This is a genomic window from Pseudomonas sp. EGD-AK9, from assembly GCF_000465935.2.
Lineage (GTDB): Bacteria > Pseudomonadota > Gammaproteobacteria > Pseudomonadales > Pseudomonadaceae > Aquipseudomonas.
In genome coordinates, this window is record NZ_AVOF01000096.1 from 19,976 (window position 1) to 30,571 (window position 10,596).

The 10,596-nt window shown below is 68.0% G+C and carries 15 protein-coding genes; 9 read left to right on the plus strand and 6 right to left on the minus strand.

Annotated features, from left to right (window positions below):
* Nucleotides 1-73: 73 nt before the first annotated feature.
* The 6 genes from urtE to ureC all read left to right on the plus strand — a co-directional run bounded on the left by urtE (nucleotide 74) and on the right by ureC (nucleotide 4,750).
* On the plus strand, nucleotides 74-772 hold the full coding sequence (gene urtE / locus N878_RS05410; protein WP_021442660.1) for an urea ABC transporter ATP-binding subunit UrtE: 699 nt from the start codon (nucleotides 74-76) through the stop codon (nucleotides 770-772).
* Between the two features lie 142 nt (nucleotides 773-914).
* Nucleotides 915-1,751, plus strand: a complete 837-nt coding sequence (locus tag N878_RS05415; RefSeq protein WP_021442661.1) for an urease accessory protein UreD — start codon at nucleotides 915-917, stop codon at nucleotides 1,749-1,751.
* A gap of 86 nt (nucleotides 1,752-1,837) precedes the next feature.
* Nucleotides 1,838-2,140, plus strand: a complete 303-nt coding sequence (ureA, locus tag N878_RS05420) for an urease subunit gamma (protein ID WP_021442662.1) — start codon at nucleotides 1,838-1,840, stop codon at nucleotides 2,138-2,140.
* A 3-nt stretch (nucleotides 2,141-2,143) separates the two neighbouring features.
* A complete protein-coding gene (locus N878_RS05425; RefSeq protein WP_021442663.1) occupies nucleotides 2,144-2,644 on the plus strand; it encodes a GNAT family N-acetyltransferase in 501 nt (166 codons plus the stop codon).
* A gap of 7 nt (nucleotides 2,645-2,651) precedes the next feature.
* Nucleotides 2,652-2,957, plus strand: coding sequence for an urease subunit beta (locus N878_RS05430; protein ID WP_021442664.1), 306 nt, complete (start codon nucleotides 2,652-2,654; stop codon nucleotides 2,955-2,957).
* A gap of 92 nt (nucleotides 2,958-3,049) precedes the next feature.
* Entirely contained in the window at nucleotides 3,050-4,750 is a 1,701-nt protein-coding gene (gene ureC / locus N878_RS05435; protein ID WP_021442665.1) for an urease subunit alpha, read from the plus strand.
* A gap of 73 nt (nucleotides 4,751-4,823) precedes the next feature.
* Here the strand turns inward: ureC and N878_RS05440 are convergent, their stop codons facing one another.
* On the minus strand, nucleotides 4,824-5,687 hold the full coding sequence (locus N878_RS05440; RefSeq protein WP_021442666.1) for a DMT family transporter: 864 nt from the start codon (nucleotides 5,685-5,687) through the stop codon (nucleotides 4,824-4,826).
* 186 nt (nucleotides 5,688-5,873) lie between these two features.
* Here N878_RS05440 and N878_RS05445 point away from each other — a divergent pair, with 186 nt between their 5' ends.
* The gene (locus N878_RS05445) at nucleotides 5,874-6,344 is read left to right on the plus strand and encodes a YMGG-like glycine zipper-containing protein (RefSeq protein WP_021442667.1); all 471 of its coding nucleotides are present in this window, start codon (nucleotides 5,874-5,876) and stop codon (nucleotides 6,342-6,344) included.
* On the opposite strand, the gene N878_RS05450 is transcribed toward N878_RS05445, so the two are convergent.
* The 4 genes from N878_RS05450 to N878_RS28295 form a co-directional block, all read right to left on the minus strand.
* On the minus strand, nucleotides 6,345-6,611 hold the full coding sequence (locus N878_RS05450) for a DksA/TraR family C4-type zinc finger protein (protein WP_021442668.1): 267 nt from the start codon (nucleotides 6,609-6,611) through the stop codon (nucleotides 6,345-6,347).
* A 69-nt stretch (nucleotides 6,612-6,680) separates the two neighbouring features.
* Nucleotides 6,681-7,544: an oxaloacetate decarboxylase gene (locus N878_RS05455; RefSeq protein ID WP_031302794.1), complete on the minus strand. Its 864-nt coding sequence runs from the start codon at nucleotides 7,542-7,544 to the stop codon at nucleotides 6,681-6,683.
* Nucleotides 7,545-7,699: 155 nt separating this feature from the next.
* Complete coding sequence (locus N878_RS05460; RefSeq protein WP_021442670.1) at nucleotides 7,700-8,470, minus strand: ABC transporter substrate-binding protein; 771 nt, start codon at nucleotides 8,468-8,470, stop codon at nucleotides 7,700-7,702.
* Between the two features lie 80 nt (nucleotides 8,471-8,550).
* Nucleotides 8,551-8,691: a hypothetical protein gene (locus N878_RS28295; protein WP_021442671.1), complete on the minus strand. Its 141-nt coding sequence runs from the start codon at nucleotides 8,689-8,691 to the stop codon at nucleotides 8,551-8,553.
* A 77-nt stretch (nucleotides 8,692-8,768) separates the two neighbouring features.
* On the opposite strand from N878_RS28295, the gene N878_RS05465 reads away from it, so the two are divergent.
* A complete protein-coding gene (locus tag N878_RS05465; protein WP_021442672.1) occupies nucleotides 8,769-9,497 on the plus strand; it encodes a VC0807 family protein in 729 nt (242 codons plus the stop codon).
* Nucleotides 9,498-9,537: 40 nt separating this feature from the next.
* Nucleotides 9,538-9,975 (plus strand): YqaA family protein, encoded by a 438-nt coding sequence (locus N878_RS05470; RefSeq protein WP_021442673.1) that lies wholly within the window; start codon nucleotides 9,538-9,540, stop codon nucleotides 9,973-9,975.
* A 198-nt stretch (nucleotides 9,976-10,173) separates the two neighbouring features.
* Here N878_RS05470 and N878_RS05475 read toward each other — a convergent pair.
* Nucleotides 10,174-10,596 (minus strand): alpha-hydroxy acid oxidase (locus N878_RS05475; RefSeq protein WP_021442674.1); only part of this gene is annotated, 423 nt, incomplete at its 5' end.

The following is a 10,596-nucleotide window of genomic DNA, read 5'->3' on the forward strand; positions in this document are numbered from 1 at the left end:
CAATGGCATCGCACGGTGGATCGATAGCGCGTGAGCTACGTGCCCCGCTCCACCCTACGCAAAGGACATCGACATGCTGCAAGTTGAACAACTCCACCAGTACTACGGCGGCAGCCATATCCTCCGTGGCCTGTCGTTCGAGGCGAAGGTCGGCGAAGTCACCTGCCTGCTCGGCCGTAACGGCGTGGGCAAGACCACCCTGCTCAAATGCCTGATGGGCCTGATCCCGGCCAAGGACGGCAGCGTGCAGTGGGAGGGCCAGGCCATCACCGGCCACAAGCCGCACCAGCGCGTACAGGCCGGTATCGCCTACGTGCCGCAGGGCCGCGAAATCTTCGGTCGCCTGACGGTGGAGGAAAACCTGCTGATGGGCCTGTCGCGTTTCCCCGCCGGCCAGGCCAAGGCCGTGCCGGAATTCATCTACGAGCTGTTTCCGGTGCTGCGCGAGATGAAGCATCGCCGCGGCGGCGACCTCTCCGGCGGCCAGCAGCAACAGCTGGCCATCGGCCGCGCCCTGGCCAGCCAGCCGCGCCTGTTGATCCTCGACGAACCCACCGAAGGCATCCAGCCCTCGGTGATCAAGGAAATCGGCGCGGTGATCAAGAAACTCGCCGCGCGTGGCGATATGGCCATCCTGCTGGTGGAGCAGTTCTATGATTTTGCCGCCGAACTGGCCGACCAGTACCTGGTGATGAGCCGCGGCGAGATCGTCCAGCAGGGCCGCGGCGAGAATATGGAAGCCGAGGGCGTACGCGGGCTGGTGGCCATCTAGTAGGGTGCGCCGCACGCACCGCCGCCCTCTCGGGTCAGCGCAGTCCAGTCGCGCACGGCGCACCCCACGCACCGAATTGGTTCGAGGCACGCCTCTTGCTTGCCCACTCGGTCAACTAATGCGCGGAAATCTTTGCCCTGTCATGAACCTGCCTGTCGCCCCGTTCACGCCGAGCTGGCCCGCCGAGCTGGAGCTGGCCTACGCACGCCACGGCGAACGCACCACGCCAGTGCAAAGGCGCCACCTCGGCCCTCTTAGGGTGCAGAAGCACCTCTATGCCGAAGGGCCGCAAGTCTGCCAGCACATCATCGTCCATCCGCCCGGCGGCATCGCCGGCGGCGACCGCCTGGACATCTCCGCCCATGCCGGCGAGGGCACCTGGGTGCAGCTCACCAGCCCCGGCGCCGCCAAGTGGTATCGCGCCGCCGGCGTCGCCCGCCAGGAGCTGCGCCTGAGCGTCGCGGCCGGCGCCACCCTGGAATGGCTGCCGCAGGAGACCATCGTCTACGCCGGCGCCCAGGCCGAGCTGCACACGCAGATCGAGCTGCACGGCGACGCCCGCCTGCTGTACTGGGACATCGTCGCCCTTGGCCGCCCCGCCGCCGCCGAGCGTTTCGCCAGCGGCCACTTCCAGGCCGCCCTGGATATCCGCCGCAACGGCCAGCTGCTGTGGCACGAGCGCCAGCGCGTAACCGGCGGCGACGGCCTGCTCGACTCGCCCGTGGGCCTCGACGGCCAGCCGGTATTCGCCACCCTGCTGGCCAGCGGCGAAGTGGACAGCGAATTGCTGGAGCGCTGCCGCGAACTGAAGATCGACGGCGTGCGCGGCGACCTCAGCCAGCTCTCGGGCCTGCTGATCGCCCGCTGCCTGGCCAGTGAGGCGCTGCAGGCGCGCGCCTGGCTGATCGCCCTGTGGCGCCTGCTGCGCCCGGCGCTGCTCGGTCGCGAGGCGCTGCTGCCGCGCATCTGGAGTACCTGACGGATGTAGGGCCAAGGCACGCGCCTTGGCTACCCCAATGATTGCGGCGGCTGCGACAGGCGGTCGCCCAGAAACGGAGTCACGAGATGGATCTGAGTCCACGCGAGAAAGACAAGCTGCTGATCTTCACCGCCGGCCTGGTGGCCGAGCGTCGCCTGGCCCGCGGGGTCAAGCTCAACTACCCGGAGGCCATGGCCTATATCTCCGCCGCCCTGCTCGAAGGCGCCCGCGACGGCCGCACCGTGGCCGATCTGATGCACTTCGGCACCACCCTGCTGAGCCGCGAGCAGGTGATGGAGGGCGTGCCGGAGATGATCCCGGAGATCCAGATCGAGGCCACCTTCCCCGACGGCACCAAGCTGGTGACCGTCCACCAGCCGATTGCCTGAGCCATGAGCTATTCGATACATGACGCCGGCGAGGCCGACCTGCCCGGCATCCTGGCCATCTACAACGACGCGGTGGCGTACACCACGGCGATCTGGAACGAGACCCTGGTGGACCTGGCCAACCGCCGCGCCTGGCTGACCGAGCGCACGGCGGCGGGCTTTCCCGTGCTGGTGGCGCGCGCTACCAGCGGCGAGGTGCTCGGCTATGCCAGCTACGGCACCTGGCGCAGCATCGAAGGCTTTCGTCAGACCGTCGAGCACTCGGTGTATGTGCGCGCCGACCAGCGCGGCCAGGGCCTGGGACCGGCGCTGATGCAGGCGCTGATCGAACGCGCCCGCGCCGCCGACCTGCACGTCATGGTCGCCGCCATCGAGTCGCAAAACGCCGCCTCGATCCGCCTGCACCAGCGCCTGGGTTTCGTCACCACCGGGCAGATGCCCCAGGTCGGCCGCAAGTTCGGCCGCTGGCTGGATCTGACCTTTATGCAACTGATTCTGGAGTGAACCGCCCATGATTCCCGGCCAATACCAGATTGCCGACGGCGAGATCGAGCTCAATGCCGGCCGCCGCACCCTGACCCTGTCCGTGGCCAACAGCGGCGACCGCCCCATCCAGGTCGGCTCGCACTACCACTTCTTCGAGACCAACGATGCGCTGCTGTTCGACCGTGCATCCACGCGGGGTATGCGCCTGAATATCCCGGCCGGCACCGCGGTGCGTTTCGAGCCGGGGCAGAGCCGCGAGGTGGAGCTGGTCGATCTAGCCGGCGCGCGCCGGGTATTCGGCTTCGCCGGCCGGGTAATGGGCGACCTTTGACGAGTAGGGTGTCGCGGGGCCGCCTGGGCCATGCGCGCCACAAACAACGCGGATAGCGATGGTGCGCACGGCGCACCCAACGGGACGAACCAATGAAGATCAGCAGACAAGCCTACGCCGATATGTTCGGCCCCACGGTCGGCGACAAGGTGCGCCTGGCCGACACCGACCTGTGGATCGAAGTGGAAAAGGACTTCACCACCTATGGCGAAGAGGTGAAGTTCGGCGGCGGCAAGGTGATCCGCGACGGCATGGGCCAGGGCCAGCTGTGCGCCAAAGATGTAGTCGACACCCTGATCACCAACGCGCTGATCATCGACCACTGGGGCATCGTCAAGGCCGACGTCGGTCTCAAGGACGGACGCATCGCCGCCATCGGCAAGGCCGGCAACCCGGATATCCAGCCCGATGTGACCATTGCGATTGGCGCCGGCACCGAGGTGATCGCCGGCGAAGGCATGATCCTCACCGCCGGCGGCATCGACACCCATATCCACTTCATCTGCCCGCAGCAGATCGAAGAGGCGCTGATGAGCGGGGTGACCACCATGATCGGCGGCGGCACCGGGCCGGCCACCGGCACCAATGCCACCACCTGCACTTCCGGCCCCTGGCACATGGCGCGCATGCTGCAGGCCGCCGACGCCTTTCCGATGAACCTGGGTTTCACCGGCAAGGGCAACGCCTCGCTGCCGGAGCCGCTGATCGAGCAGGTCAAGGCCGGCGCCATCGGTCTGAAGCTGCACGAGGACTGGGGCACCACCCCGGCGGCCATCGACAACTGCCTGAGCGTCGCCGACCAATACGACATTCAGGTGGCGATCCACACCGACACCCTGAACGAGTCCGGCTTCGTCGAAACCACCCTCGGCGCTTTCAAGGGCCGCACCATCCACACCTACCACACCGAGGGTGCCGGCGGCGGCCATGCACCGGACATCATCAAGGCCTGCGGCTGCCCCAATGTGCTGCCGTCCTCGACCAACCCGACCCGACCGTTCACCAAGAACACCATCGACGAGCACCTGGACATGCTCATGGTCTGCCACCACCTCGACCCGAGCATCGCCGAGGACGTGGCCTTTGCCGAGAGCCGTATCCGCCGTGAAACCATCGCCGCCGAGGACATCCTCCATGACCTCGGCGCCTTTTCCATGATCAGCTCCGACAGCCAGGCCATGGGCCGCGTCGGCGAGGTGATCACCCGTACCTGGCAAACCGCCGACAAGATGAAGCAGCAGCGCGGCCCGCTGCCCGAGGACGTGCCCGGCAACGACAACTTCCGCGCCAAGCGCTACATCGCCAAGTACACCATCAACCCGGCCATCACCCATGGCATCAGCCACGAAGTGGGCTCCATCGAAGTGGGCAAGTGGGCCGACCTGGTGCTCTGGCGCCCGGCCTTCTTCGGCGTCAAGCCGACGCTGATCCTCAAGGGCGGCGCCATCGCCGCCAGCCTGATGGGCGACGCCAACGCCTCGATCCCGACGCCGCAACCGGTGCACTACCGGCCGATGTTCGCCAGCTACGCCGGCAGCCGCCATGCCACCAGCATCACCTTTATCAGCCAGGCCGCGTTCGACGCCGGCGTGCCGCAGCAGCTCGGCCTGCAGAAGAAAATCGGTGTGGTCAAAGGCTGCCGCGAGGTGCAGAAGACCGACCTGATCCACAACGGCTACCTGCCGAACATCGAGGTCGACCCGCAGAACTACCAGGTCAAGGCCGACGGCCAACTGCTCTGGTGCGAGCCGGCCGAGGTGCTGCCGATGGCGCAGCGCTATTTTCTGTTTTGAAGCAGCCGACAGTCCTGCCCCCGTTGGGCTTGGGCGCAGGCGCCTCGACCCGCCGAATGCGCCACAACCGTATCTAGCCCGTCCGCCGCTGGCTCCAGGCCAGACACAGGCCGCTGAGGATGATGATGGCCATGCCGGCGATGCCGCCGGCGTCCGGGGTGTGGGCGAAGAAGAGCATGCCCAGCAGGGTGGCGATGACGATCTGGCCGTAGGTGAAGGGCGCCAGGCTGGCCGCGCTGGCGAAGCGGTAGGCGTGGGTCAGCAGCATGTGCCCGGTCATCGCCAGGGCGCCGAGCGCCGCCATCAGCAGGCCGTGGGAGAACTCCGGCAGCTGCCAGACCCAGGGCAGCGCCAGGCTCATCAGCAGCGCGCCGAGCAGGCTGGTGAGAAAGTTGCTGGTGGCCGGGTGGTCGGTGGCGCTCAGGCGTCGGGTGAGCAGCTGGTAGAGGCCGAAGCACAGCGCCGCCGCGAACGGCAGTAGGATCGCCGGGGTGAACAGCGCGCCGCCAGGGCGGACGATGATCAGCACGCCGAGCAGACCGCAGCCCACCGCCAGCCATATCCCGGCGCCGATCTGCTCCTTGAGCACGAAGGCCGACAGCAGGATCACCACCAGCGGCGCCAGGAAGATCACCGCCGTCGCCTCGCCCAGCGGGATGTAGCGCAGCGCGCTGAAGAACAGCAGGCTGATCGCCACCAGGCTCAGGCCACGCGTCAGTTGCAGCCAGGGCCGCCGGGTGCGCACCAGGTCCCAGCCCAGGCGCGGGGCGAACAGCACCGCCATCAACAGGGTCTGCGCCAGGTAGCGCGCCCACACCACCAGTAGCACCGGGTAGAGCTGGGTCAGGGATTTCGACAGGGCGTCGTGGCTGGCCAGCAACAGGCCGGCGGCGAGGATCAGTAGGATGCCCAGGCCCGGGCGATGGGAAGTCGGCACGAAACAAACCAAACGAATAGTTAGCAGGCTACCAACTCTAGCGAGCATTTGCCGCTTTGCCCAGGGGCACCACGCCTCCGACCGGACCGTCCATCGAACGCCCGTCGGCAAACCCGAGCGGGCGCCGGCGGCCGTCCATGGCGGGACTATAGTGAAAATCCATCCCTCCGATGGGAGATCGACCTCATGCGCCCGCCCTCGCCGTCTTGCCGCCTACTCGGCGGCCTGTTGCTGCTCAGCCTGCCCCTCGCCCAGGCGGAAACACTGACGCCCCTGCAGGGGCAAAGCCCGGAGCAGATTCAAGCCGATATCGCCAGCTGCCAGGCCCAGGCCGGCGGCAGCCAAACGCAGAGCGACAACGACGGCGTCGGTGGCGAGCGCCTGCGCGGCGCGGCCAAGGGTGCCGCGGTGGGTGCCACGGCGGCGCAGATTCGCGGCAATCGCCACGACGAGGTCTACGACCGGGTGGACGACGATATCAAGCAGGAGTACCGGCAGAATCAGGCGCGCGACGCGGCGGCCGTCGGCATGGCCGTGGGAGGCTCCAGGCAGCGCCAGGAGCGGCGCGAAAACCGTCGCAACGACAGCGCCGGCGACAACGCGCAGCAGGCCTATATCAATTGCATGAGCGGGCGCGGCTACTCCGTCACGCCCTGATCAGCGCAGCTGACTGTCCTTGCTGCCGCGCCTGTTGTAGCCGCTGAAAGCGGCCTGCTCGCGGTCGTGCTCGGCCTGGCAGGCCACGCACAGGCGTACGCCGGGAATGGCCTGGCGGCGCGCCTCGGGAATCGCCGCGCCGCATTCCTCGCAGTGGCGCAGGCTCTCGCCTTTCGGCAGCTGGCTGCGGGCGCGCGCCACGGCGTCCTCGATGCTGCTGTCGATCTGTTCCTGTACTGCCGTGTCGCTCGCCCAACCGCCTGCCATCGTCTGTCTCCTCGCCCCCACCAGACAGATATGCGCCCACGGCGGGCGAAGTTCAAGAGCAGCCCGTCGTCACTCCTTGACTTCCATAAACTCGCGGGCCCAGACGATATAGTCCTCGGGCAGGCTGTACTTGTGGGTCAGCTCGGTGGCGTTGAGATCGCCCGGCTCGATGCCGCGCTGCTCGCGCAGGCAGTCGTAGGTGGCCTTGATCGCGGCGAAGTAGGCGCCGTGGCCGTTGACCAGGATGCGCACGCCGAGCCGCGCCAGGCGGGCGTTGTCGCGCAGCTGCGGGTTGCCGTAGGTGACCAGCATCAGCGGCACGCCAAGGCCGCCGGCGATCTGCTCCAGGTGGGCGAAATCCTTGACCCCGACCAGGCAGATGCCGTCGGCGCCGGCAGCCTGGTAGGCGCGGGTGCGGCGGATCACCTCGTCGACCTCGAGCACTCCGGCGTGGCTGCGGGCGATGATCGCCAGCTCTGGATCGATGCGCGCCTCCAGCGCCGCGCGGATCTTGCCGACGCCCTCCTCGACCGAGATCAGGTCGGTGGACTTGCGGCCGAACTGCGCCGGCAGCAGGGTGTCCTCGATGGTCAGCGCGGCCACCCCGGCACGCTCCAGTTCGACCACCGTGCGCATCACGTTGAGCGCGTTGCCGTAGCCGTGGTCGGCGTCGGCGATCACCGGCAGGCGCGCGACCCGGCCGATGCGCGTGGCCTGCTCGACGAACTCGCTCAGGCTGATCAGGGCGAAGTCCGGCGCCCCCAGCACCTGCAGCGAGGCCACCGAGCCGCCGAGGATGCCGACCTCGAAATCCAGGTCGGCGGCGATCCGCGCGGACATCGGGTCGAACACCGAGGCGGTGTGGTAACAGCGGTCGGAGGCCAGCAGCGCGCGGAAGGCGCTGCGCAGTTGGTGGTGGGAGGCGCGTTGCAGGATGGGCATGGTGCGTATTCCAGTCAGGTGAATCGCGGATCGGCTGTAGGGTTACCCGGATAGACGCGACGAACCGGGGCGCAGGACACCGACATGCGCCACCGCTGGCCGAGCGGCGTCACTCGGCGCGCTGCGGCAGGAGGCGTGCCGCGCGCTCAGTCGTCGCGCAGCAGCTCGGCCAAGGTCTCGGCATCGACCCAGGGCAACCAGTGCCGGTAGATGCGTTCCAGGCTGCCGTCGCGGCGCATCTCCAGCAGCGCCTGCTGCCAGCGCTCCACGCGCCGCGCATCGGTCTGGCGGGAGAAGGCGATGTAGGAATCGTTGGGCATCAGGTCGAACTGCGCCTGCAGCTGCTCGGCCTGCATGCCCTGTTCGGCCAGCATGCCGTCGAGGGTCAGGCTGTTGGCGAGCAGCAGCTTGACCCGGCCGTGGCGGAACATGCGCAGCATGTCCTGCGGCGTCGGCACGCCGTAGAGGTTGTCCAGGCCCAGCTCGGTCAGCAGCTCGTAGGAGTACCACTGCTTGGGCACGGCCAGGGGACCGAGACGGCGCACGCCGTCCAGGTCGGCGACGTGCAGGCCGTCCGCCTTGCGGCTGTAGAAGCGCGTATGGCCGCGGGCGATGGGGCCGACCCAGTGGAACAGCGCCTCGCGCGGCGCCGTGCGCACGGTGGAGAACAGCGCCGTATCGGGTAGCCGGCGAACCTGGTGGTAACCGCGCGTCCAGGGCACCAGTTCGATGCGCGCCGACTCGCCGGTGCGGCGGATCAGTTCCTCGACCACCGCCACCGCCATGCCGCTCGGCTGGCCGTCCTCGAGGTAGCTGAACGGCCGATAGTCCTCGGTGTACAGGCGCAGCTCGGCGGCCAGGGAGGTGGCCAGGCTGCAGAGCAACAACAGGACACAGGCTTTGCATTTCAGGGTCATCAGCGGCCACCGACTTAGGCGCGCCCCACTGCAGGATTCGGAGCGACCAGGCGCACGATGATAAACGCCTGCCCGGCTCATCACCAAGGCTGCTCGGCGGCGGCGGCGTCGACCAGCTCCGCCGCAGTCAGCACGCGCGGTTCGGGCAGCAGCTGCAGGCGCGACGCCGCCGGTTCGCCCTGCTGCGCCTGTCGCCCAGCTGTCGGCTCATACTTTTTCACATTCCAACCGACGGTCGGGCTAGCCCTGGCGCGCCGGGCAGGCGATCATCGGGCCTCCTACGCAGACTCCAGACGTTATGACCGCTACCACCGACAGCCGCATCCCGACGCACAAGCCCCGCCCGCTGATCGACCTGGCCATCAGCATCCTGATCCCCTCGTTCATCCTGATGAAGCTCAGCGGCGACGAGCGCCTCGGCGCCGACGGCGCGCTGCTGCTGGCGCTGGCCTTCCCGCTGGGCTGGGGCGCGTTCGAGCTGATCAAGTACCGCAAGTTCAACTTCATCGCCCTGCTCGGCCTGATCAGCGTGGCGCTGACCGGCGGCATCGGCCTGCTGCACCTCGACACCCAGTGGCTGGCAGTCAAGGAGGCGGCGATCCCCGGGCTGATCGGCATTGCCGTGCTGGTCTCGACCCGCACCCGCTACCCGCTGATCCGTACCCTGCTGTTCAACAAGTCGGTGCTCAACGTCGACAAGATCCACCAGCGCCTGGAACAGGGCGGCCACCTCGAGCACTTTGAGACCCGGCTGATGCGCGCCACCTACTGGCTCAGCGGCACCTTCTTCTTTTCCTCGCTGATGAACTACGTGCTGGCCAAGTGGATAGTCGTCAGCCCGGCCGGCACCGAGGCGTTCAACGACGAGCTGGGGCGCATGACCCTGCTCAGCTACCCGATGATCGCCATCCCCTCGATGATCATGCTGATGGCGATCTTCTATTACCTGTGGAAGACCATCCACGGCCTCACCGGCCTGAGCCTGGAAGAGATAATGGCCCACCAGGGTCAGGAGTCGCAGTCCTGATTCCCGTCCGCGCCGGCCGCCCGGTCGGCGCAACGCCACGATGCTGAGCCTGTCCGCCTACCCGGCCCTGTTCCTCTCCGCCTTCGGCGCCGCCACCCTGCTGCCGCTGCAGTCGGAGGCCGTGCTGGTGGGCCTGCTGCTGCACGGCGAACACGCCCTCTGGGCCCTGCTGCTAGTGGCCACCTGCGGCAACGTGCTGGGTTCCTGGATCAACTGGCTGCTCGGCCGCTCCCTCGAGCGCTACCGCGAACGCCGCTGGTTCCCGGTAAGCCCGGCGCGCCTGCAGCAGGCGCAGGCCTGGTACGCCCGCCATGGGCGCTGGTCGCTGCTGCTGAGCTGGCTGCCGGTGATCGGCGACCCGCTGACCCTGGTCGCCGGTGTGATGCGCGAACGCCTGTGGGTGTTCCTCGCCCTCGTCAGTCTGGCCAAGGCCTCGCGCTACGCCGTGCTGGCCGCGCTGACCCTGCATCTGAGCTGATCGCGCGCCCAGCAGGCCGTTGAAAAACGTAGGCGAGGCAGCCAGCGCAATACCGATGGCGGCCCCGCAAAAACAGGCGAAAAACGGCTGGGGTCGCAGGCGACTTTACGAGCTGTAAATGAGCATTTTGATCGGACTCGCGCACGAGCCTGTTTTTAACGCCGCGATGGCAACGCAGGTAGTTTTTTCAACAGCCTGCTACGCCGGCCGCCAGATCGTCTCGGCACCAATGGCGGCCAGGTCGCGGCAGCCGGTCAGGGCCATGGCCACTTCCAGTTCGCCGCGCAGCATCTGCAGCACATGGGCCACGCCCACCGCGCCGGCCGCCGCCAGGCCGAACACATAGGGCCTTCCCACCAGCACCGCATCGGCGCCCAGGGCCAGCGCCTTGAGCACGTCGCTGCCGCGGCGGATGCCGCCGTCGAGCAGCAGCGGCACTTGCTTCTGCACCGCGGCGGCCACTTCCGGCAGCGCCTCGATGGTCGCCGGCAGGCCGTCCAGGCTGCGCCCGCCGTGGTTGGAGACGATCAGCCCATCCATCCCCGCCGACAGCGCTTGCTCGGCATCGGCGCCGCTCATGATGCCCTTGAGCAGGATCGGCAGGCGGGTCAGCCCACGCAG